This is a genomic window from Bradyrhizobium sp. Pa8, from assembly GCF_052588265.1.
The window spans coordinates 1,923,256-1,943,911 of record NZ_CP176767.1; the positions used below are offsets into that span (position 1 = coordinate 1,923,256).

Annotated in this window: 22 protein-coding genes; 14 read left to right on the forward strand and 8 right to left on the reverse strand. The window is 64.3% G+C overall.

Annotated features, from left to right (window positions below; all coding sequences use genetic code 11):
- Positions 1–8 precede the first annotated feature (8 nt).
- The 10 genes from ACKWRH_RS08710 to ACKWRH_RS08755 all read left to right on the forward strand — a co-directional run bounded on the left by ACKWRH_RS08710 (position 9) and on the right by ACKWRH_RS08755 (position 11,236).
- Positions 9–1,136, forward strand: coding sequence for a mandelate racemase/muconate lactonizing enzyme family protein (locus ACKWRH_RS08710; RefSeq protein WP_445220158.1), 1,128 nt, complete (start codon positions 9–11; stop codon positions 1,134–1,136).
- Positions 1,137–1,370: 234 nt separating this feature from the next.
- Positions 1,371–2,603 carry a branched-chain amino acid ABC transporter substrate-binding protein gene (locus ACKWRH_RS08715; protein ID WP_445220159.1) on the forward strand — a complete coding sequence of 411 codons (1,233 nt, stop codon included), beginning with the start codon at positions 1,371–1,373 and terminating at the stop codon, positions 2,601–2,603.
- Between the two features lie 118 nt (positions 2,604–2,721).
- Entirely contained in the window at positions 2,722–3,669 is a 948-nt protein-coding gene (locus ACKWRH_RS08720) for a branched-chain amino acid ABC transporter permease (protein ID WP_028158956.1), read from the forward strand.
- Positions 3,666–4,946 (forward strand): branched-chain amino acid ABC transporter permease, encoded by a 1,281-nt coding sequence (locus tag ACKWRH_RS08725; protein WP_445220160.1) that lies wholly within the window; start codon positions 3,666–3,668, stop codon positions 4,944–4,946. Before ACKWRH_RS08720 ends, ACKWRH_RS08725 begins: the two co-directional genes overlap by 4 nt.
- Complete coding sequence (locus ACKWRH_RS08730; RefSeq protein ID WP_445220161.1) at positions 4,943–5,713, forward strand: ABC transporter ATP-binding protein; 771 nt, start codon at positions 4,943–4,945, stop codon at positions 5,711–5,713. The genes ACKWRH_RS08725 and ACKWRH_RS08730 overlap by 4 nt, the downstream gene beginning before the upstream one ends.
- Positions 5,713–6,408, forward strand: coding sequence for an ABC transporter ATP-binding protein (locus ACKWRH_RS08735; RefSeq protein WP_282524516.1), 696 nt, complete (start codon positions 5,713–5,715; stop codon positions 6,406–6,408). The genes ACKWRH_RS08730 and ACKWRH_RS08735 overlap by 1 nt, the downstream gene beginning before the upstream one ends.
- Positions 6,409–6,643: 235 nt before the next feature.
- Complete coding sequence (locus ACKWRH_RS08740) at positions 6,644–7,858, forward strand: ABC transporter substrate-binding protein (protein ID WP_445220162.1); 1,215 nt, start codon at positions 6,644–6,646, stop codon at positions 7,856–7,858.
- Between the two features lie 83 nt (positions 7,859–7,941).
- Complete coding sequence (locus ACKWRH_RS08745) at positions 7,942–9,135, forward strand: CaiB/BaiF CoA transferase family protein (RefSeq protein ID WP_445220163.1); 1,194 nt, start codon at positions 7,942–7,944, stop codon at positions 9,133–9,135.
- Between the two features lie 102 nt (positions 9,136–9,237).
- Positions 9,238–9,456 carry a hypothetical protein gene (locus tag ACKWRH_RS08750; protein WP_445220164.1) on the forward strand — a complete coding sequence of 73 codons (219 nt, stop codon included), beginning with the start codon at positions 9,238–9,240 and terminating at the stop codon, positions 9,454–9,456.
- A gap of 220 nt (positions 9,457–9,676) precedes the next feature.
- The gene (locus ACKWRH_RS08755; RefSeq protein ID WP_445220165.1) at positions 9,677–11,236 is read left to right on the forward strand and encodes a L,D-transpeptidase; all 1,560 of its coding nucleotides are present in this window, start codon (positions 9,677–9,679) and stop codon (positions 11,234–11,236) included.
- Positions 11,237–11,311: 75 nt separating this feature from the next.
- Here ACKWRH_RS08755 and ACKWRH_RS08760 read toward each other — a convergent pair whose 3' ends face one another.
- Positions 11,312–11,716, reverse strand: coding sequence for a hypothetical protein (locus ACKWRH_RS08760; RefSeq protein ID WP_445220166.1), 405 nt, complete (start codon positions 11,714–11,716; stop codon positions 11,312–11,314).
- A 153-nt stretch (positions 11,717–11,869) separates the two neighbouring features.
- Positions 11,870–12,163: a hypothetical protein gene (locus tag ACKWRH_RS08765; protein WP_028158963.1), complete on the reverse strand. Its 294-nt coding sequence runs from the start codon at positions 12,161–12,163 to the stop codon at positions 11,870–11,872.
- 265 nt (positions 12,164–12,428) lie between these two features.
- Between ACKWRH_RS08765 and ACKWRH_RS08770 the strand changes: the two genes are divergently transcribed.
- A complete protein-coding gene (locus ACKWRH_RS08770) occupies positions 12,429–13,394 on the forward strand; it encodes a GlxA family transcriptional regulator (RefSeq protein ID WP_445220167.1) in 966 nt (321 codons plus the stop codon).
- 10 nt (positions 13,395–13,404) lie between these two features.
- On the opposite strand, the gene ACKWRH_RS08775 is transcribed toward ACKWRH_RS08770, so the two are convergent.
- The 5 genes from ACKWRH_RS08775 to ACKWRH_RS08795 all read right to left on the reverse strand — a co-directional run bounded on the left by ACKWRH_RS08775 (position 13,405) and on the right by ACKWRH_RS08795 (position 17,972).
- Complete coding sequence (locus tag ACKWRH_RS08775) at positions 13,405–14,217, reverse strand: class I SAM-dependent methyltransferase (RefSeq protein WP_445220168.1); 813 nt, start codon at positions 14,215–14,217, stop codon at positions 13,405–13,407.
- A 100-nt stretch (positions 14,218–14,317) separates the two neighbouring features.
- The gene (locus ACKWRH_RS08780; RefSeq protein WP_445220169.1) at positions 14,318–14,857 is read right to left on the reverse strand and encodes a VOC family protein; all 540 of its coding nucleotides are present in this window, start codon (positions 14,855–14,857) and stop codon (positions 14,318–14,320) included.
- Between the two features lie 25 nt (positions 14,858–14,882).
- Complete coding sequence (locus ACKWRH_RS08785) at positions 14,883–15,851, reverse strand: Bug family tripartite tricarboxylate transporter substrate binding protein (RefSeq protein WP_445220170.1); 969 nt, start codon at positions 15,849–15,851, stop codon at positions 14,883–14,885.
- Positions 15,848–16,756: an MBL fold metallo-hydrolase gene (locus ACKWRH_RS08790; RefSeq protein ID WP_445220171.1), complete on the reverse strand. Its 909-nt coding sequence runs from the start codon at positions 16,754–16,756 to the stop codon at positions 15,848–15,850. Before ACKWRH_RS08790 ends, ACKWRH_RS08785 begins: the two co-directional genes overlap by 4 nt.
- A gap of 4 nt (positions 16,757–16,760) precedes the next feature.
- A complete protein-coding gene (locus ACKWRH_RS08795; protein ID WP_445220172.1) occupies positions 16,761–17,972 on the reverse strand; it encodes an ABC transporter substrate-binding protein in 1,212 nt (403 codons plus the stop codon).
- 166 nt (positions 17,973–18,138) lie between these two features.
- Between ACKWRH_RS08795 and ACKWRH_RS08800 the strand changes: the two genes are divergently transcribed.
- Genes ACKWRH_RS08800 through ACKWRH_RS08810 form a run of 3 tightly spaced genes read left to right on the forward strand, consistent with a single transcriptional unit; the run spans position 18,139 to position 20,224 of the window.
- The gene (locus ACKWRH_RS08800; protein WP_445220173.1) at positions 18,139–18,837 is read left to right on the forward strand and encodes a TetR/AcrR family transcriptional regulator; all 699 of its coding nucleotides are present in this window, start codon (positions 18,139–18,141) and stop codon (positions 18,835–18,837) included.
- Positions 18,815–19,366: a carboxymuconolactone decarboxylase family protein gene (locus ACKWRH_RS08805; protein WP_445220174.1), complete on the forward strand. Its 552-nt coding sequence runs from the start codon at positions 18,815–18,817 to the stop codon at positions 19,364–19,366. The genes ACKWRH_RS08800 and ACKWRH_RS08805 overlap by 23 nt, the downstream gene beginning before the upstream one ends.
- Before the next feature lie 9 nt (positions 19,367–19,375).
- Positions 19,376–20,224: an SDR family NAD(P)-dependent oxidoreductase gene (locus tag ACKWRH_RS08810; protein ID WP_445220175.1), complete on the forward strand. Its 849-nt coding sequence runs from the start codon at positions 19,376–19,378 to the stop codon at positions 20,222–20,224.
- 57 nt (positions 20,225–20,281) lie between these two features.
- Here ACKWRH_RS08810 and ACKWRH_RS08815 read toward each other — a convergent pair whose 3' ends face one another.
- Entirely contained in the window at positions 20,282–20,581 is a 300-nt protein-coding gene (locus tag ACKWRH_RS08815; RefSeq protein ID WP_445220176.1) for a hypothetical protein, read from the reverse strand.
- Positions 20,582–20,656 lie beyond the last annotated feature (75 nt).

Here is a 20,656-nt window from a genome sequence, read left to right on the forward strand (position 1 = left end):
CCTGCAATATGACGACTGACAGCTTCACCATCCGCTCGATCGAGGCCTTCTGCTATCGCTATCCCTTGGCGACGCCGGTGGTGACGTCGTTCGGCAAGATGCTCAACCGTCCGGCCGTCTTCGTTCGCGCAGTCGACGAGGATGGTGTCGAGGGGTGGGGCGAAGCCTGGTCCAACTTTCCTGCACCGGGCGCCGAGCACCGTGCCCGGCTTGTCAACGAACTGCTCGCTCCGGGCCTTGTCGGGCGCAGGTTCGACAGTCCCGCCCAGGCTTTCGAGGTCCTGACGAAGGGTACCGAAGTGCTGGCGCTTCAATGCGGCGAGCCCGGTCCGTTCGCGCAGGCGATTTCGGGCATCGATCTCGCGCTGTGGGACCTCTCTGCGCGTCGGCAGCGCTTGCCGCTGTGGCGGCTTCTCGGTGGGCAGTCGCGCAGGATCAAGGTCTATGCCAGCGGTATCAATCCGGGCGGCGCCGCGCAGACGGCCGAAGCCGCGCTCGCGCGTGGCCATCGCGCGTTGAAGCTGAAGGTCGGCTTCGGTGCCGAGACCGATCTCGCCAATCTGGCCGCGCTGCGCGCGATCGTCGGTGCGGGCATGCTCGCAACCGATGCCAATCAGGGCTGGTCGGTTGATCAGGCGCTGGAGATGCTGCCGCGGTTGGCCGCGTTCGATCTGCGCTGGCTGGAGGAGCCCATCCGCGCCGACCGGCGGCGCGAGGAATGGCGCCGGCTGCGGGCGAGCGCGACGATGCCGATTGCCGCGGGCGAGAACATTTCGAGCGTCGAGGCATTCAAGGACGTCCTGGCCGAAGACGTGCTCGGCGTCGTTCAGCCCGACATCGCGAAATGGGGCGGGCTGAGCGCATGCGCCGGCCTCGCGCGCGACATTCTGAAGGCGGGCAAGACGTTCTGCCCGCATTATCTCGGCGGCGGCATCGGACTGCTCGCCTCGGCGCATCTGCTGGCGGGCATCGGCGGCGACGGCTGGCTCGAGGTCGACGCCAACGACAATCCGCTGCGCGACCGGTTCTGCGGTGCCGTTGCCAATGTCACTGATGGTACGATCGTCCTCGGCGAGGAACCGGGGCTCGGATTCACGCCCGACCTGTCGGGAATCGCGGACTATCGCAGCCTTTAGACGGCTGCGACACCTGCGTCGTCAGGCGAGTTTCCCCTTGCGTTCTATTCCTCGTCGCGGAAAGCTGCCGGCGGGCCTGGCAGCCGCCTTCACATTTCATAGCGATGGCCGGAGCCATGTCTCGCCGAGCTTGAAAATCAAAGTTCGTTCTGCTCATTAGAGATCTGCAATTGCGCTGCAACATGCGCAAAAAGCCCATCGACTAAAGTCGATAGCCAGCGAGGAAACGAAAAAATGCGCAAGCTCACTTTGGCCATTGCCGTGATCGCCCCGATGCTCGGTCATGCCGCGTCGGCTGAGGACACCCTCAAGATCGGCTACATCGATCCGCTCTCCGGCGGTGGCGCCAGCGTCGGCGAGGGTGGTCTGAAGACATTCCAGTATCTGGCCGACGAGCTCAACGCCAAGGGCGGCATTCTCGGCCACAAGATCGAGATCGTGCCGCTCGACAACAAGACCAATCCGCAAGAGAGCCTGGTGCAGGCCCAGAAGGCGATCGACGCCGGGGTCCACTACATCACGCAAGGCAACGGCTCGTCCGTCGGCGCGGCGCTGTCGGATTTCGTCACCAAGAACAACACGCGCAATCCCGGCAAGGAAGTGCTGTACTTCAACTACGCCGCCGTCGATCCGAGCCTGACCAACGAGAAGTGCAGCTACTGGCATTTCCGCTGGGATGCGAGCTCCGACATCAAGATGGAGGCGCTCACCAACTACATGAAGGACACCGCCTCGATCAAAAAGGTGTACCTGATCAACCAGGACTATTCGTTCGGTCAGTCCGTCCGCTCCGACGCGCGCAAGATGCTCGGCGCCAAGCGGCCCGACATCCAGATCGTCGGCGACGAGCTGCATCCGCTGCTGAAGGTCACCGATTTCTCGCCCTATATCGCCAAGATCAAGGCGTCCGGCGCCGACAGTGTCGTCACCGGCAACTGGGGCCAGGACTTCGCGCTGCTGCTCAAGGCTGCCGCTGACGCCGGCCTGAAGGTCAACTGGTACACCTATTATGCCGGCGGCGCCGGCGGCCCCACTGCCGTCAAGCAGACCGGTCTCGATCATCAGGTCTTCCAGATCACCGAAGGCTTTGCGAATTCCGGCAACAAGGCCGCGATGGATTACGAGAAGGCGTTCCGCGCCAAGGTCAATTTGTCGCTCTGGTACCCGCGTGCGGTCAACGAGATGCGCATGTTCAAGGCGGCTGCCGAGAAGGCCAACTCGATCGATCCCGTGAAGGTCGCGGCGGCGCTCGAGGACCTGAAGTTCGAGGTTCTGGACGGCGGCACCGGCATCATGCGCAAGGACGACCACCAGTTCCTTCAGCCGATCTACATTTCCTCCTTCGGCAAGCTGACCGAGAATGAGCCGTTCGACGAGGAAAACACCGGTTGGGGCTGGCACCTCGTCTCCAAGGTGGACACGCCGCAGGCCATGGTCTCCACGACCTGCAAGATGGCGCGGCCGTAATCACGACATCCGTCGTTTTCCCGCGGCCGACATCGGTCGCGGGAAGCGGTGGCTGGACTATTCTTGATTGGGCGATGTTCACCGGGGCCATCAGGCCCCGGACAGAGACGAGTGCGCTGTGCTTGAACTCATTGTCATTTCGACCCTGAACGGCGTGCTGTTCGGCATGCTGCTCTTCCTGCTGTCGAGCGGGCTGACCGTCATCTTCAGCATGATGGGCGTGCTCAACTTCGCCCATGCCAGCTTCTACATGCTCGGCGCCTTCTTCGGCTTCCAGCTCACCAAGTGGATCGGCTTCTGGCCGGCGCTGGTGCTGGCGCCGCTGCTTGTCGGCGCCATCGGCATGGCCGTGGAGCGCTACGGCCTGCGCAACACCCACAAGCACGGCCATGTCGCGGAATTGCTGCTGACCTTCGGTCTCGCTTTTGCGATCGAAGAGATCGTGTCGATGATCTGGGGCAAGAGCCCGGTCGACTATCGCGTGCCGTCGCTGCTCGACTTCCCGGCCTTCACGATCTTCTCGACCAACTATCCCGCCTACAAGATCTTCATGCTGGCCGTGTCGGTCGTGATCTTCGTGGCGCTGCTGGTCGTGCTCAAGCGCACCCGCGTCGGCCTGATCGTGCAGGCGGCGCTGACGCATCCGCACATGGTCGGGCATCTCGGCCACAATGTCGGGCGCGTGTTCATGGTGGTGTTCGGCGTCGGCAGCGCGCTCGCCGGCATTGCCGGCGTCATTGCCGGTCCGGCCCTGGTGACGCAGTCGGACATGGCCGCGGCACTCGGGCCGATCCTGTTCGTCGTCATCGTGTTCGGTGGCCTCGGCTCCTTGCCCGGCGCTTTCATCGCCTCGCTCGTCATCGGCCTGGTGCAGACTTTTGCGGTGGCGCTAAACGGCTCGCTGGCGAGTGCGTTCGGACCGCTCGATCCGTCGACGGGACCGTCGGTCCTCACCGACATCTGGAACGTCACGATCGCGCAGGTCGCGCCGATCGTTCCCTATATGCTGCTGGTGCTCATTCTGATCGTTCGCCCCATGGGCCTGATGGGGACGCGCGAGTCATGACCGCCAAACCGATTTCGACATCGAAGCCCGCTGGCGACGGCCTGCGCTTCTACGGCGTCTGGCTGATCGGCATCGCCGCGCTGATCGTCCTGCCGCTGATCTTCTCCTCGGGCGGCTCGCTGACGTCCTTCAGCCTGATCGGCATCGCGATCGTCTTCGCGCTCTCCTACAACATCCTGCTCGGCCAGACCGGCCTGCTGTCGTTCGGTCACGCCGTGCATTACGGCCTCGGCGGCTTCGCGGCCTGTCACACGATGAATGCGGTGGTGTCGCATGGCTGGCCGATCCCGCTGCCGTTCATTCCGCTGTTCGGCGGGATCGGTGGTCTCGTCTTCGCTGTCATCATCGGCTGGGTCATGACCAAGCGCGCCGGCACCGTGTTCGCGATGATCTCGCTCGGCATCGGCGAATTGGTGGCGTCGTCCTCGCTGATCCTGCGCTCGGTGTTCGGCGGTGAAGCCGGCATCACCACGGATCGCACGGCGTTGCCCAAGATGTTCGGCTGGTCGTTCGGGCCGCAGCTTCAGGTCTATTACCTCATCGCATTCTGGCTGGTGCTGTCGGCGATTGCGATGTACGCGCTGACGCGGACGCCGCTCGGGCGGATCAGCAACGCGGTTCGCGACAATCCCGAGCGCGTCCAGTTCATCGGCTACGATCCTCACGTCGTCCGCTATCTCGCCTTCTGCTTCGCCGGATTCTTCGCCGGCGTCGCAGGCGGGCTGGCCGCGATCAATTTCGAGATCGCGAACTCCGCCTATCTCGGCGCGATCCAGTCCGGCCTCGTGCTGTTCTCCACCTTCATCGGCGGCACGGCCTATTTCTTCGGGCCGATCCTCGGCGCGATCCTGGTGACCTATCTGCAGCTCGGTCTGACCAGCGTCACCAGCGTGTGGCAGCTCTATTTCGGCATTATCTTCATCGGCATCGTGATGTTCGCGCCGGGCGGCATCGCCGGCCTGTTGATGATGCACCGGCCGCTGGTTCGCGCCGGAACACTGTGGACGGTGATCCCGTCCTATCTCGTGGCTGTTGTGCCGACCCTGGCGCTCGCCTGCGGCGTCATCCTCACCATCGAGACGGTCGCGCGCTATTCCGGCGGTGAACCGATCAACCTGCTTGGCATTGCCTTCAATGCGAAATCCCCGGTGACGTGGATTGCCGCAGCAGTTCTCGTCGTCGGCGGTGCGTTCGTCGCGCGGCTGACCTGGCGGAGGATCGCGGACGCGTGGGACAGGGCTGCGACGGTCGCCCGTGACCGGGGGTATCTGGCATGAGCGGAGCGGTATCCGGAAAAAGCGCCGCCATCGAAGTCCGCGCCGTCGAAAAACGCTTCGGCAATGTCGGCATCATCCGCGACCTCAACCTCAGCGTCGCGAAAGGCGAGCGTCACGCCGTCATCGGTCCGAACGGCGCCGGAAAATCCACGACGTTCAATCTGATCAGCGGCCACATCAAGCCGACCTCGGGCGAGGTGAAGCTGAACGGCGATGTGATCTCAGGCCTGCGGCCGTTCGAGATCAACCGGCGCGGCCTGTCGCGCTCGTTCCAGGTCACCAACGTGTTCGCCCGCATGTCGGTCTGGGAGAACGTCCGCTGTGCCGTGCTGTGGGCGACGGGGCATCGCTACGCCTTCTGGAAGAACGTCGACAGCCTGCCGGAAGTGCGCGAGCGCACGGCCCAGATCCTGGACGACATCCATCTCACCCATCGGCGCGATGTTCCGGCTGGACTTCTGACCTACGCCGAGCAGCGCGAACTCGAGATCGGCATCACCATCGCGAGCGGGGCCACCGTCGTCATGCTGGACGAGCCGACCGCCGGCATGAGCCACGCCGAAACCGACCGCGCGGTGTCGCTGATCCGGCGGCTGACCGAGGGCAAGACCCTCGTCATCGTCGAGCACGACATGAGCGTCGTGTTCGGCCTTGCCGACCGCATCTCCGTGCTGGTCTACGGCCACATCATCGCATCGGGCACGCCGGAAGAGATCCGGCGCGATCCGAAGGTCAAGGAAGCCTATCTCGGCGAGGAAGCGCACTGATGCTCGAGGTCAGGGATCTCCACGCCTATTACGGCAAGAGCCACATCCTCCAGGGCGTCGACCTCGATGTCGCCGCGGGCGAGGTCGTGAGCCTGCTCGGCCGCAATGGCGTCGGCCGCTCCACCACGGTCAAGGCGATCATGGGCGAGGTCGCGCCGCAGGGCACGATCCGCTTCAAGGGCAAGGACATCGCCGGCCTGCCCAGCCACAAGATCGCGCGCCTCGGCCTCGGCTATGTCCCCGAACATCGCGATATCTTCCCGAGCCTGACGGTTCGCCAAAACCTCCTGCTCGGCGTCAAGGATACGCGCCGCCCCGGCAAATGGCGGCTCCAGGACATGCTCGACATGTTCCCCAATCTCGCCGCGCGCGCCGATACGGCCGCGGGCGTGCTGTCGGGCGGCGAAAAGCAGATGCTCACCACCTGCCGGACGCTGATGGGCGATCCGGACCTGATCATGATCGACGAGCCGACCGAAGGTCTCGCCCCGCTGATCGTGCAGCAGGTCGGCGATCTCATCGCCCGCATCGCGCAGGCCGGCGTCGCAATCCTGCTCGTCGAGCAGAAGCTCTCGATCGCGATGCGGATCTCGAAGCGCGTCTACATCATGGGCCACGGCCGCGTTGTGTTCGAGGGGACGCCGGACGAGCTCAAGGCCAATGCCGCCGTGCGCCAGGAATGGCTCGAGGTATGACGCATGGCTCGAAGTCTGACGCTCACATTGTCGTGTGACGCACGCGTAAAATAGAACGGCTGCAAGCTGCGCATACGCATCTGAATTCTTCGCTACATCTCCCGCTTCATAATCCTTGTATCGTCGCACTCGCCGGCATCGCAATCGATGCGGCCGATGATAACCAAGAAGAAAGTGGAGGGCGCCGGCGGCAGCCTGTGAGCTCGCGCGTCGATGCGTCTTGCCTGGGAAGGAGATGCCGAGCATGCCGGGAAGACAACTGGTCCGTGGAGTCGTTGCTCTGCTTGCGGCGCTGGGCGCCGCTTCGGCTGCGACGGCCGGAAACTACGACACCGGCGCGACCGACACGTCGATCAAGCTCGGGCAGACCATGCCCTACTCGGGACCGGCTTCCGCCTATTCCGCGATTGGCCGCGCCGAGATCGCCTATTTCAAGATGCTCAACGGCAAGGGCGGCATCAACGGCCGCAAGGTCGAGCTGCTCAGCATGGACGACGGTTATTCGCCGTCGAAGACGGTCGAACAGGTTCGCCGCCTCGCCGAGAGCGACGAGGTGCTGGCGATGTTCTCGATGCTCGGCACCGGTCCCAACATCGCCGCGCAGAAATACCTCAACGCCAAGAAGATCCCGCAGCTGTTCCCGTCGAGCGGCGCCAGCCGCTGGAACGATCCGCAGCATTTTCCCTGGACCACCGGTTCGCAGCCGACTTACCGGACCGAAGGCCGCATCTATGCGAAATGGATTCTTGCGAACAAGCCGAATGCCAAAATCGCCGTCATCACGCCGAACGAAGATCCCGGGCGCGACTATCTCGCCGGCTTCAAGGAAGGGTTAGGGGAGCACGTCAACCAGATCGTGTCCGAGGCCACCTACGAGACATCGGATCCGACCGTCGACTCCCAGATCGTCAAGTTCAAGGCGGCCGGCGCCGACGTCGTTTTCAACGAGTGCACGCCGAAATTCGCGGCGCAGGCCATCAAGAAAATCGCCGAGCTCGGCTGGAAGCCGCAGATCATCCTTCCCGCCGTTTCCAACTCCGTCGGCTCCGTGCTGGTGCCGGCCGGGCTCGACAATTCCGTCGGCATCGTCACCGGTGCTTTCCAGAAGGATCCCGGTGATCCGCGCTGGGAGAATGATTCCGGCATGAAGGCCTGGCGCGAGTGGATGAAGACGTACAATTCGGGTGCCGATCCGGCCGACGTCTTCAACGTCACCGGCTACACCATGGCGCAGATCATGGAGCTGGTGCTGCAGCGCGCCGGCAACGACCTCACCCGCGCCAATTTGATGAAGCAGACGCAATCGTTCAAGGACGTCGAGCTGCCGATGCTGCTGCCGGGCATCAAGCTCAACACCTCGGCCGAGCAGGTGACGCCGATCCGGCAGTTGCAGATGGCGCGCTTCAACGGCAAGTCCTGGGAGCTGTTCGGCGACGTGATCGGCGAATAGGATCGACGCAGTGTGACGGGCGGGCTGGCCAGGCCCGCCTGTCTTGTCCCACAGTTGCTTCCTCCAACGACAGTGAAACGACGATGACACCGACCGGCCCCCTCAGCGGTATCCGCGTTCTCGATCTGACGAGCGTGCTGTTCGGCCCCTACGCCGCGCAGATGCTCGGCGACTGGGGCGCCGATGTCATCAAGGTCGAGCCGCCTGCGGGCGATACCTGGCGCTACACCGGCGTGTTCCGGAACCGCGGCATGAGCGGCCAGTTCATGGCCGTCAACCGCAACAAGCGCAGCCTCGCGCTCGATCTGAAGCATCCGGACGGCAAGGCGGCGCTGGCGCGACTGATCCCGACGGTCGATGCGCTCGTCACCAATGTGCGCCCCGCCGCGATGGCGCGGCTCGGCTTCGGCTACGAGGCCTGCGCAAAACTCAATCCGCGGCTGATCTACGCCGCGGCGACCGGCTTCGGCCAGGACGGCCCGTGGGCAGCGCGCCCCGCATTCGACGAAATCATCCAGGCGGCTTCAGGCCTTGCGTCATCGATCGGATCGGACGAGGAGCCGGAATTCGTTCCGAGCCTGATCGGCGACAAGATCTGCGCGATGGCGATGGTCGGCGCGGTCTCTGCGGCTCTGTTCCGGCGCGAGCGCAGCGGGCAGGGCCAAATGGTCGAAGTCCCCATGCTGGAAACGATCGCCGGCTTCAACAGTATCGAGATGCTGGGCGGGCATGCGTTCGATCCGCCGATCGGCCCGACCGGCTACAAGCGGATGAAGAACCGGCGCCCGGTGCAGACCAAGGACGGCTGGCTGACGATGCTGCCTTACTCCGGAGACAATTGGTGCGCCTTCTTCGAGGCTGTCGGCCGCCCCGAGCTGATCGAGGAGCTCGGGGTGCGCGATCCCGTGCTTCGTTCCCAGAACATCGACAAGGTCTACGACCGCATGAGCGAGATCGGGCCGACCCGCACCACCGCGGAGTGGGAGGAGCTATTGCTGCGGCTGGACGTGCCGCACACCGCCTTCGCCCGGCTCACCGAGATTGGCGAGCAGCCGCATCTCGCCGCCGTCGCATTGTTTGCGGATATCGATCATCCGACCGAAGGCCGGATCCGGCAGGCACGGCCCGCGACGAAATTCTCGGAAAGCCCGGCCGGCATCCATCGCATGGCGCCGCGCCTCGGCGAGCATTCGCGCGAGGTGCTGCGCGAGGCGGGCTTGAGCGATGCGGAAATCCAGGCCGCGGTCGACAGCAAGACGGTCGGCGTTGCGTCTTGAGCCGGCCGGCGTTCGGGAACCGCATCTCTGTGATGACGGTCACATCCTGCTGTCTCGGGCGGGTCTAGCGTAGGTCTGTTCATCTTCGCCCCGGATACGGTCATGACCACCACCGACTTTGCTTTCGTTCTGCGCAAGCTGGGTCTCGCCGCCGCCCTCATCTGCGTCCTCCTGAGCCTTACCGTGTTCGCGGTCCTGCTAATCGTGGAGCACGAACCGGTCGGGCAGGCTGCCGCGCACGCTCTGGCGCTCATGGTGTATGCGCTGTTCGGCCTGTTCGGCGCTGCAATGACACGGCTGATCGGGCGCCGAACCCACTAACCGGACATTGTGCCGCAGCGATTCGTGACCAGCCTCGGGCCAGCCCCGGCCCCAGGCCACCTTCCGCCTGCGCGAGCCCTCGTATATGAGAGATTTGCCGCCGGACCGGTCCGAATATCGCCGGATACGGAACGCAAGGTGGCTGGGAATTCTTAATCCAAAGATCGCAATCTGACGTGATCGACGTAAGGCGCGGACTGGTACTGGACCGGGGAATGGCATGAAAGACCTGATGACGACGGCGCAATCCACCACGGCGATGCGGCGTTGGCGGCTTCCCGGACTTGCTGCGCTCGCAACGGCCGTTGCCCTGTCGGCGCTGACGGGAAGCGCCGAGGCGGCCAAGCAGGCCCGCCAGCCGGCTGAGGCGGTGGCGCCGCGCGAGGCCGGCGAGCCGATCATGGCGATCGTGTCGATCAAGAGCCAGCAGGTCACTTTCTACGATTCCGACGGCTGGATCCTGCGCGCGCCGGTGTCCACCGGCACCACGGGACGCGAGACGCCGGCCGGCGTCTTCGCCATCGTCGAGAAGGACAAGGACCACCGCTCGACCATGTATGACGATGCCTGGATGCCCAACATGCAGCGCATCACCTGGAACGGCATCGCGCTGCATGGCGGGCCGCTGCCGGGCTATGCCGCTTCGCACGGCTGCGTGCGGATGCCCTTCGGCTTTGCCGAGGGCCTGTTCGACAAGACCAACATCGGCATGCGCGTGATCATCTCGCCGAACGACGCGGCCCCGATCGATTTCACTCATCCCTCGCTGTTCGTGCCGAAGCGCGAGGCCATCGCGGCCGTGCCGAACCGGGCCGACAAGCTCTCCGCTGAAGCCGAGGAGGCGATCCAGGCTGCCGCCGAGGCCAAGAAGGCTGCGGCTGCGGCCGCGAAGGAGGCCGCGTCGCTTCCCGTGTCGCTGCGCAAGCTGGAACAGCAGAAGGCCAAGGCCGACGCCGAGCTCGCTTTCGCCGACAAGAAGATCGCGGCCGCCAAGACCGATCAGGCGCGGGCGCAGGCCGAGGAGCTGAAGCAGAAGCTTGCGACCAAGGCCGCCGACGCTGCGTCGGCGCTCGATGCCGCCAAAGCCGCCGCGCAGCCGAAGCGCGACGCCGTTGCCGCCACCAAGGAGGCCGCAAAGGTCGCGGCAGCCAGGAAGGCTGATGCCGTGACGGCTGCGACCGACGCCAAGCTCGCGCTCGAGCCGGTGTCCGTTTACATCAGCCGCGCGACGCAGAAGCTCTACGTGCGGCGGAACACGCACAAGCCGGCGCCGGATGGCGGCGGCGAAGTGTTCGACACCAGCATCGAGGTGCCCGTCACCATCCGCAATCCCGACCAGCCGCTCGGCACGCATATCTTCACTGCGATGGCGAGGACCGATACCGGCCTGCGCTGGAGCGTGGTCACGATCGAGGACGGCGACGACGCCAAGGACGCGCTCGACCGCATCACCATTCCGAAGGACGTCTGGGATCGCATCGGGCCGACGGCATTGCCGCGTTCGTCGATCATCATCTCCGACGAGCCGCTGAGCGCCGAGACCAACTACCGCACCGAGTTCGTCGCGGTGCTGAGCAATCATCCGCAGGGCGGCTTCATCACCCGCAAGCCGACCGCGCCGCCGCCGATGGAAATGGCAAGCGACGACGGCTGGGGCAATGGCGGCAACGGCTTCGGCTTCTTCTTCCAGCAGCCGAACCCGCAGCCCGTCAATCCGCGCCGCCGCGGCCAGTATCAGTATTATCAGCCGGCGCAGCCGATGCAGCGGGGCTTTTGGTAGGACGCGCCATCGCCTGAGCTGAAGATATCTGTCGTCGGCGACCGCAGCGGCGCCGACGACGGGCATCCCGGCTGTCTACTGTTGACCCGTCGACATGCCCTGCAACTGCCGAAGCGGATTGAGCGGGCCAAGCGGGATCAGCTCGAAGCTCATGAGATGAGCCTGGCCCAGGGGCAGCTTTTCGAGCATGTCATGAGCGGCCGCGATATCCGCGACGTTCAGGATGAACGCGACGCCGACACGATTTTGCAGCGAGTACCACTGGTCGATTTTGCCATCGAGATAGAGCTTCACCGTCTCTCGCACTTCCATCGGGAGGATGGCGCGTGCAGCGGCGACATTGGCGCCGGGGCTTACCGTGCCGATCGCGAGAATTCGGGTGGTCGGTGTCGGTGGCGTGGGTGACTGCGCGCGTCCGGGGACGGCGGAGGTCAGACACAGGGCGAATGCCAGGAGACCGGTAGCGAGTGTAAGCTTCATTTGAAATCCTCCATGTTACGAGGTTTACGCTCTTCATTTAGTCATGCTTCGCCGGCAGCGATTGCTGCTCGTTGCATCGCCGCCGTGGAACGGCGGCGATGCGGGCCGGTTCGGAAGGTTGGTGGGCGCGTCGCGTGTCGGTCTGACGCGCGGTCACTTGCCCTGGATGAGCATGCCCAGCGGCGCGAGCGGACCGACTTGCATCAGCTCGTAGGTGGCGAAGCCGTCGGTGACGAGCGGCAGTGCTTCCACGGTCGCCTTGGCCTGTTCGAGGGATTCGACGTTCATCAGGAAGACCACGCCTGGCTTGTCCTGGCGAAACCAGAACTGCTCGATTTTCCCGTCGAGATACAGCTTGAGCGTGGCTGGCACTTCCCTCGGCATGATCTGCTGCCGCTGCTCGGGTGTCGGTGCCTTGCCGATGTTACCGATGGCGATGACTTTCATGTGGGCTCCTTTGGGTTGCTGCTTGTCAGTGGACGGCATCGGATCAAGGACCTCCTGCAATGTTGGCAGAAACGCCATTTTTAGAGGCTTTTACGCCATCGCTTCCTTGAGCGCGCATCTGGAATAGCGTTGTTTGTTCAGATGATTGCCCTTATCTATCGATCGCTATGGAAGCCTTTGTTCCGGTTGCCGTTCCATCGCAAGCTAGGCTTGCTTCCGTTCGAAGGGTATTGTCGTAAACGACAACTTTGAGAGCGTTTCCGCCATGCGCATTCAATTGCTCGCGCTCGAGGGATTTTGGGACACCGGGCTGACCGTGACGCTCGATGCGTTCAAGATCGCCAACAATTTCGCAGCCGCTCAAACGGGCGGAGCGCCCCATTTCGATGTCTCAATTGTCGGCGTGCGGAAGAAGGTCCGATCCGGGCAGGGCTTTGCGATCCCCGTCAAATCGGTAACGTCCGATCTGAAGCCGGACTGGGTCATCGTGCCGGCGTTGAATACGAGCCGGCCGGAACAGCTGATTCCGGCGCTCGACCGGCGCGATGTCAGAGAGGCCGTGAAACAGCTCCAGTCCTGGTACGCCGAAGGCGCGCGCATCGCCGCGTCCTGCATCGGTACCTTCGTGCTGGCGGAGGCGGGGCTGCTCGATGGACGGGACGCGACCACCACGTGGTGGCTGTCACCCTTGTTTCGCCAACGCTACCCCAATGTTCGTCTCGATGAGACACGCATGCTGGTGACATCGGACCGCGTCGTCACGGCGGGCGCTGCGATGGGGCATCTCGATCTTGCGCTGTGGTTCATACGCCAGGCGAGCCCCGAGCTCGCGGCCGTCGTGTCGCGCTATCTGCTCGCCGACCTGCGCTCCCTGCAGGCGCCCTTCATCATTCCCAATCACCTCGCGCAGGCCGATCCGCTCATCCAGCGTTTCGAGCGCTGGGCGCGCGAACATCTCAAGCAAGGGTTTTCGCTGCAGGAGGCCGCCAGTGCGCTCGCGACGAGCGCACGCACCTTGCAGCGCCGGTGCGAGTCGGTGCTCGGTAAGTCTCCGCTCTCCTACTTTCAGGATCTGCGAGTCGAGCGCGCGCAGTCGCTGCTGCATGGCAGTGGTCTCGGCGTCGATGCGATCGCCGCCGAGGTCGGCTATGAGGACGGCGCGACGCTCCGGACGCTCTTGCGGGAACGGCTCGGACGCGGCGTGCGCGAGCTTCGCGCAAACCTGCGCTGAGGGTCCGCACCTACGGCCGCGCCTCGATCACGATCGCCTGAATCTTGCCTTCGACCGCTCCGGACCCATGGCGCGATCGGAGCGCCTCGGCGACGAGGTCGGTCGCAGCCTGAAGCTTGCTGGCATCCCTGGCCTCGATCTCGCTGCGCAGCGGCGTGCCCTGGCAGAGCGCGATCGCGACATACTCGGCTGACGGCGCGCGGCTGATTTCGGATCGCGTTTCGATCGATATGTCGCGGAAGCCCGCACGTTCGAGATCGGCTCTGATGACGGCCTTGTCGTGATAGCCGTGCGGCGTCCGGATCATGAAGCGGGGCGGGTCGTCGGGAAACATCTTGCCGAGCGCGATCGTCGCTTCATGCGAGAGCACATTGTCCTCGATGCGATCCCAGACATTGAACACGAACGTGCCGTCCGGCTTGAGGACGCGCTTCACTTCCCCGTAGGCCCCGACGCGGTCCGGAAAGAACATCGCGCCGAACTGGCAGCAGACCAGGTCGAACTCGGCGTCGCCGAAGGGCAGGGCCATTCCGTCCGCCTGGCGCCAGGTGATGCGATCGTCATCCCCCTGACGCTGCGCGGCGACCGCAAGCATCGGCTCGTTGAGGTCGGTCGCGACATAACGGACGCCGCGCGGCAACGCCGCCGCCACGGCGCGCGTCACGGCACCGGTGCCCGCTGCGATCTCGAGCAGCACCGAAGGAGAGCGGGCCGCGACGCGCCTTGCGATGTCCTCTGCATAAACGGAGAAGATCATCGGGACGAGATACTCGTCGTACAGCTTCGGGATCGAGCCGGCGAAAACCTTGTCAGTGTTGGACATGCTTGCCTCGCTGAAGGTTCGGACACGAGGTTCATGCTACCATGGATCGCGGTTTCACCGCAGCAGTAGCCTCTTCCGGGCGCAAGCCGGCGATCGGGTGCTAGGGTTTCGCTCCGCCGACCTCGCGGATCGCCCGCGTGCCGTCCCAGGTCAACGCCGCCTGCCGGACCTTCTCGAAGAACGGCCCCTTGGTGCCGCTGATGTCGGAGATTTCGATGATGGTTCCTGGGTGGGCCTGCGTGTCGAAATAGGCAAAGCGCCCCTTGTCGCCGCCGATCTGGCCCTCATGGCCGATCCGGTAGCCGAGACCGATCGCCTTGTCGTAGAGCGCCTGGTAGTCGTGGCTCCAGTAGGACATGTGCTGGAGGCCCTCATGGCCGGCGTCCAAAAACTCCTTGTACAGCGAAGGCGCGTCGTTGCGCTGCTGGATCAGCTCGATCTGGAGATCGCCGGAATTGGCGAGCGCAATGCTCATCTCGACCGCGGAGTCCTGGCCGCGATGGCGGAACCAGTCGGTCTTGACGCGGTCCATGTAGTACCAGGGGCCGACGCCCATGGTTTCGATCCAGTGCTTCATCGCGGCGTGAATGTCCCGCACCACATATCCGTTCTGGCGCACCGCGCCGAAGATGCGGCTCATGCCCGCGCTCCTGTTGTCATGTTGCTCACTTGACCTCGATCCCCGCATCCTTGGCAACCTGCTTCCAGGCCGCGATGTCGCGGGCGTTGATGTTGCGCTGCTCCTCGCCGGGCACGAATTGCGGCGTGATGCCGAGCCCGAGGAGCTTTTCCTTCACCTCGGCATCGCCGAGCGCTTCCTTCAGTGCCGCCGACAATTTCTGTGCGATCGGCGGAGCGAGGCCCGCGGGCGCATACATCGCCCAGGACAGGCTGCGGTCGAACGGCACGCCCTGCTCCTTGTAGGTCGCGACGTCAGGCAGGCTCGGCGAGCGCTCGCCGCAGGCGGCCAGCGCCTTGATCGAGCCGTCCTTCACCAGCGGCGTCGCGGTTGCCATGTCGAGCGTCGCCAGCGAGATGTGGCCGCCGAGCAGGTCGCCCGCGAGCTTGGCAATGCCGTTGAACGGCACGTGATCCATCTTGATGCCGGTCTGCTGCATCAGGATTTCCGCGCAGAATTGCCCGGTCGAGCCGACGCCCCAGCTTCCGTACTGGATCGGTTCTCCTTTCTTGGCGAGTGCAATCAGGCCCTTGATGTCATTGGCGGCAAAATCTCTGGTCGCCACCAGCATGATCGAGGAGGTCCCGATCCGCCCGATCGTCGTAAAATCCTTGATCGAATCGTAAGGCAATTTTGGATAGATCGCCGGCGCCAGCACATGCGTGGTCATGCCGCCGACGGTGATGGTGTAGCCGTCATTCGCTGATGTCGCGACCATCTGCGTGCCGAGCGTGCCGGCAGCGCCGGTGTGGTTCTCGATATAGATACTCTGTCCGAGCGTCTTGCCCATCTTGTCGGCGAGCAGCCGCCCGATCACGTCGCCACCGCCGCCGGCCGCGTAGGGCAGAAGCATCCTGATCTTGTGGGTGGGATAGGCCGCGGGATCCTCAGCCTTCGCCGGCAATGCCGCCGACAACAATGCGAGCAACGAGAGCGTGGCGGTGCACAGCATCATGATGTTTCCCCCGATTCCTCGAAACGAAATCTGTAGGCGTCGCCGTGCCGGATCACGTGCCCCGCGGTCGGCGCCGGAAAATGGCCGGTGAGCAGATAGCTCGGCGTATCCGCGAGCTCTTCCAGCAGCGCCATTCGTGTCGCCACTGCCGCGGCCGGATCGACATCGGCGGCATTGGACAGCCACGGTGCGGCGCACTGGATCGGATGATGGATGACGTCGCCCGACATCACCGCATGATCGTGGCCGCCGTTGAGATGGATCTGCATATTGCCGGCGGTGTGCCCCGGCGCCGGTGCGAAGCGCAGGGCGGCGTCGCGATCGCTAAACAGGCGATGGTCGGTCTCGACGAATTCGGCAAGGCCGGCCGCGACCACCGGCAGCACGGAGTCCTCGAACGAGCCATGGTTCACCGGGCTCTTCGGCGCAGCCTTGTGCGCGGCCTCGAAATGGCGGTACTCATCGCGGCCCATCAGATAGCGCGCGTTCGGGAAGGTCGGCACCCAGCGGCCGTCGATGAGGCGCGTGTTCCAGCCGACGTGATCGACATGCAGATGCGTGCACATCACGAAGTCGATCTCTTCAGGGGCGACGCCCAGCGCCTGCATGTTTTCGAGGTAGGGCTGGTTGAGGTCGTTCCACACCGGCACGCGCGGCCGCGGCTTGTGATTGCCGCAGCAGGTGTCGACGATGGCGGTCCAGCGCGGCGTGCGCACGAGATAGGAGTGGTGGCTGAGGATGAAGCGTCCGGTCTCCGGCTCGATATAGCGGTGATCGAGCCAGCTCCGGTTTTCCGCGATCACCTGATCGGTGACGTTCGCGAACAGCCAGGTCTTGTCGAAGGCGAGCGCGGGGATCTCGCTGACGAGATCGACCCGCATGCTGCCGACCTTGACCTGCCGCATTGGCTCAGTTCTTCAGGAGATCGCCGAACGGCACCCAGCGCGTGCCGTCGAAGCGGATGAGCTGAAGGCTCGTCATCGGCGTGTAATGCTCGGGCGAATTGTTCACCGCGGTGCCGTTGATCAGCATCGGCAGCTTTACGTCCTTGAGCGTCGTGGCCTGCTTCATCACATTGGCGCGGGTGAGGTCGTTGCCGGAGGCCTTCAACACCGTCACCAGCGTCTGCGCGATGGTGTAGCCGTAGACATTGAGCCAGTCGCTCTTGTTGGCGTCCGGCAGGTACTTGTCCATGAACGCCAGCCATTCCTTATAGCCGGCATCATCCTTGTTGGCCGGATCGGTCGCGTCCTTCAGATACTGGCTGGAGATGATTCCGGTGGAATTGTCCTTGCCGGCCGGCTCCAGCACGCCGCTGATCGAGGCGGAGACGTTGGAGATGATGGTGACAGGCTTCCAGCCGATCTCGCCGATCTTGCGGATCGCTTGCGCTGCGAATTTCGGCGTCGCTGCCACCAGCACCACGTCAGCGCCGGCGGTCTTCAGTTGCAGGATTTGCGTGTCCACGGTCGGCGCCGAGGTCTCGTAGGCCGCGCGCGCGACGATCGCCTCGCCACTGCCGAGCCCTTCCTCCAGCGCCTTCAGATAGTCCTTGCCGAGATCGTCGTTCTGGTAGAGCACGCCGATCTTCGCATTGGCGTGGCTCGCCTTGATATATTTGGCGTAGGCGATGGCCTCGTCGCGATAGGTCGGCTGCCAGCCGACGGTCCACGGAAAGTTCTTGGGATCGTCCCATTTCGCGGCGCCCGAGCCGAGGAAAAGCTGCGGCACCTTGCGGTCGTTGAGATATTTGTGCACGGCGCTGTTGGTCGGCGTGCCGACGCCGCCGAAAATCAGCAGCACCTCCTCGCTCTCGACCAGCCGCCGCGTCTGCTCCACCGTCTTCGGCGGGCTGTAGGCATCATCGGTAATGATCATCTGGATGCGCCGTCCGTTGACGCCGCCGTCGTCGTTCACCTTGCGGAAATAGGCTTCCGCCGATTTCGCGATCTGCGCGAAGGCCGAGACCGGTCCGCTCAGCGGGGCGGTGGTGCCGATCTTGATGGTCTTGTCGTCGGCGCCGGGATCGTATTTTGCGCTTTGGGCCTGAACGGCGCTTGCTGCGAGCAGCGGCAACAGGATGCAGGCCGCACGAAGGCGAAGGCGGGCAAAGCGCGCCATGACGTCGTCTCCCCAAAATTGCTCTCCGCCTCTCATTGGAGCGGAGTTGAAACGCGAGAACACGCCCGAAGCGGACTTGCGGGCCGCGACCGTTGCCGCCAGACTGACGAAACGAACGATCGTTCGTACGGTTGACTAGCGAACGATCGTTCGTTAGTCAAGCCGCATGGCTGTTCACACCACCAGCGCGGCGGAAGCGGCTGCGCCCACGACCCGCGAGCGCATCATCTCCGAAGCGCTCAATCTGTTTGCGCAGAGCGGCTATGGCGGCGCCTCGATGCGCGAGCTTGCACGGCGCGTCGGCATCCGCGAGAGCAGCCTCTACAATCACTTCCCCGGCAAGGCCGCGATCCTCGAAGCGATCGTGGCCGAGCATGGCCCCGCCAGTTCGGCGAGCCGATTGGAAGAGCAGCGCTACAAGCAGCTCGCGCGCCAGCCCGCTGCATTCTGCCGTCAGTTCGCGCTTGATCTCGTCGAGCAATGGTCCGACCCGCGTGAGCATCAGTTCCAGAAAGTCATCACCGCAGAGCGTAACCGCGTGCCCGGCATCCGCGCCAAATTCGCCGACCATTTTTACGCGCGCGAGCAGAGCATGATGACGGATTACTTTCGCGGCTTTGCGCTCGCCGGCCTCGTCTCGACACCGGATCCGCGCGAGACCGCGCGGCTGTTCGCCGCCGGCCTGATCTACATCCGCCTCGAGCATTACGTGATGGGCGCGGCACCCTCGTCGCGGTCGAAGGTGGTCGAGGCGATCGACCGCTATCTCGCTTTCTTCCTGTCGCTGATCGCGGCGGGCAACGACGAAGACAACAAGAAACGAAAACCCAAGGGAGAGACGCGTGGCAAGGCTGCCCCTGATTGATCCGGAGACCACGAGCGGCGACATCCGCGCCTCGTTCGATCGCATGCCGGTCAAGCTCAACATCTTTCGCATGATGGCCCATGCCGAGGCCAACATGATCCCGGCGATGCGGCTCGGCAATTCGATTCTGCACAAGCAGAAGCTCAGTGCGGTGAATCGCGAGCTGCTGATCCTGCAGGCCGCCCAGCTCGAAGGCGGCGCCTATGAATGGCGCCAGCACGTGCCGATCGCGCTCGGCGTCGGCTGCACGCAAGGACAGATTGATGCGGTGGAGCGCAGCGACTACGATGCTGCGGCGCTGAGCGAGCCCGAACGCGCCTTGCTGAAGTTCGGCCGGCAGGTCGTCGAGAACGTCCGCGTTCCCGAGGTGACCTTTGCTGCCGCTCGCCGCCACTTCAGCGACCAGGAGATCGTCGAATCCATCGTCGCGCTGGGCTTCTACATGATGATGGCGCGCCTCACCGAGGCCACCGAGACCGATCTCGATCCCGCGGCCGGCATGAAAGTCTATGACGGCGGCAAGAAGTAGGCGGATCGCATGTCTGAGAATTCCGAGACCAAGCCGGACCGTTACGTCCGTCCGCCGAGCGCTGAGTCATTGGGCGAAGCCCCGGGCAGGGGACGGCTGAAAGGGCGCCGCATCCTGATCGTCGGCGGCGGCCAGCGCGTGTTCGACGCCGCCACCGACCCGATCGGCAACGGCCGCGCCATGAGCATTTTGTGCGCGCGCGAGGGGGCGAAGGTCGCGGTGGCCGATCTCAACCGGACGTCCGCACAACAAACCGTCAAGCACATCACCGACGAAGGCGGCGAGGGCTTTGCCATCACTGCTGACGTCACGTCGGAGGCCGACGTCCAGCGCATGATCGAGGAAGCGCATCGCGCGATGGGCGGTCTCGACGGCATGGTGCTGAACATCGGTACCTTCGGCAAGGTCGGGCTCGATGCCGTCAGCCCCGAGGAGTGGAACAGGATCTACGACGTCAACGTTCGCGGTCCCATGCTCTGTTGCCGCGCGGCGATGTCGAAATTCGACAATGGCGGCGCCGTCGTCTTCATCTCCTCGATCGCCGCGCTGAAAGCCGGCTCGCAGATGGCGGTGTATGACTCTTCAAAAGCCGCGCTCGGTGGCCTGATGCGAAACATCGCCCATCTCGGCTCGCGCCGCGGCATCCGCGCCAACCTCGTCTATCCCGGCCTCGTCGACACCCCGAACGGCCGCGAGGCCGGCGCCGGCCGCCCCAGCCGCGGCAAGAGCCACGTCCCCTTCGGCCGCCAGGCCACCGCCTGGGAGATCGCCTTTGCAGTGCTGTTCTTCCTGTCGGATGAAAGCGTCTACGTCACCGCACAGACGCTTGCGGTCGATAGCGGCCTGAGCGGAATGTAAGACGCCAGCGCAATCCGGCGCCGCGGAATTCGATGCCCCGGCGAGCAGAGTCTCACTTCATTGCGGCGGGGACGCAATCGTCGGAGTTTGCGATGCGCTCATCTGTTCGAGTGTTTCCAGGAGGGCCTCGCAGGCCTTCTCGGCTTCGGCGAAGGTACTGAAGGGGGAGCCGCCAAGCTTGATTGCGGACTTGTTTTCTTCGACCGGTCGCCATGAGGCAACCAGGCCCGGCTTTCCATGAAGGCCGGGACCGGTGCGGCTTTCGTTGCTGATCACAAACGAAAATCCGCCGCTGCACGCCATCCAGATTTCAAGTTCATGCACCGGAGTCTCGACGCGCGTAAAGTGCAGGGTCATGTCTCTCTCCAGAGTTTGCTCCGCAGAAATGGGCCACGGGCGCAAGCCGTCAGTGCCTACCTGTGCGAATCCCGG

Excerpts from the sequence above, each read along its gene's own strand:
- ACKWRH_RS08710 (WP_445220158.1), top strand. The coding sequence starts at position 9 with ATGACGACTGACAGCTTCACCATCCGCTCGATCGAGGCCTTCTGCTAT.
- ACKWRH_RS08715 (WP_445220159.1), top strand. The coding sequence starts at position 1,371 with ATGCGCAAGCTCACTTTGGCCATTGCCGTGATCGCCCCGATGCTCGGT.
- ACKWRH_RS08725 (WP_445220160.1), top strand. The coding sequence starts at position 3,666 with ATGACCGCCAAACCGATTTCGACATCGAAGCCCGCTGGCGACGGCCTG.
- ACKWRH_RS08730 (WP_445220161.1), top strand. The coding sequence starts at position 4,943 with ATGAGCGGAGCGGTATCCGGAAAAAGCGCCGCCATCGAAGTCCGCGCC.
- ACKWRH_RS08735 (WP_282524516.1), top strand. The coding sequence starts at position 5,713 with ATGCTCGAGGTCAGGGATCTCCACGCCTATTACGGCAAGAGCCACATC.
- ACKWRH_RS08740 (WP_445220162.1), top strand. The coding sequence starts at position 6,644 with ATGCCGAGCATGCCGGGAAGACAACTGGTCCGTGGAGTCGTTGCTCTG.
- ACKWRH_RS08745 (WP_445220163.1), top strand. The coding sequence starts at position 7,942 with ATGACACCGACCGGCCCCCTCAGCGGTATCCGCGTTCTCGATCTGACG.
- ACKWRH_RS08750 (WP_445220164.1), top strand. The coding sequence starts at position 9,238 with ATGACCACCACCGACTTTGCTTTCGTTCTGCGCAAGCTGGGTCTCGCC.
- ACKWRH_RS08755 (WP_445220165.1), top strand. The coding sequence starts at position 9,677 with ATGAAAGACCTGATGACGACGGCGCAATCCACCACGGCGATGCGGCGT.
- ACKWRH_RS08760 (WP_445220166.1), bottom strand. The coding sequence starts at position 11,716 with ATGAAGCTTACACTCGCTACCGGTCTCCTGGCATTCGCCCTGTGTCTG.
- ACKWRH_RS08765 (WP_028158963.1), bottom strand. The coding sequence starts at position 12,163 with ATGAAAGTCATCGCCATCGGTAACATCGGCAAGGCACCGACACCCGAG.
- ACKWRH_RS08770 (WP_445220167.1), top strand. The coding sequence starts at position 12,429 with ATGCGCATTCAATTGCTCGCGCTCGAGGGATTTTGGGACACCGGGCTG.
- ACKWRH_RS08775 (WP_445220168.1), bottom strand. The coding sequence starts at position 14,217 with ATGTCCAACACTGACAAGGTTTTCGCCGGCTCGATCCCGAAGCTGTAC.
- ACKWRH_RS08780 (WP_445220169.1), bottom strand. The coding sequence starts at position 14,857 with ATGAGCCGCATCTTCGGCGCGGTGCGCCAGAACGGATATGTGGTGCGG.
- ACKWRH_RS08785 (WP_445220170.1), bottom strand. The coding sequence starts at position 15,851 with ATGATGCTGTGCACCGCCACGCTCTCGTTGCTCGCATTGTTGTCGGCG.
- ACKWRH_RS08790 (WP_445220171.1), bottom strand. The coding sequence starts at position 16,756 with ATGCGGCAGGTCAAGGTCGGCAGCATGCGGGTCGATCTCGTCAGCGAG.
- ACKWRH_RS08795 (WP_445220172.1), bottom strand. The coding sequence starts at position 17,972 with ATGGCGCGCTTTGCCCGCCTTCGCCTTCGTGCGGCCTGCATCCTGTTG.
- ACKWRH_RS08800 (WP_445220173.1), top strand. The coding sequence starts at position 18,139 with ATGGCTGTTCACACCACCAGCGCGGCGGAAGCGGCTGCGCCCACGACC.
- ACKWRH_RS08810 (WP_445220175.1), top strand. The coding sequence starts at position 19,376 with ATGTCTGAGAATTCCGAGACCAAGCCGGACCGTTACGTCCGTCCGCCG.
- ACKWRH_RS08815 (WP_445220176.1), bottom strand. The coding sequence starts at position 20,581 with ATGACCCTGCACTTTACGCGCGTCGAGACTCCGGTGCATGAACTTGAA.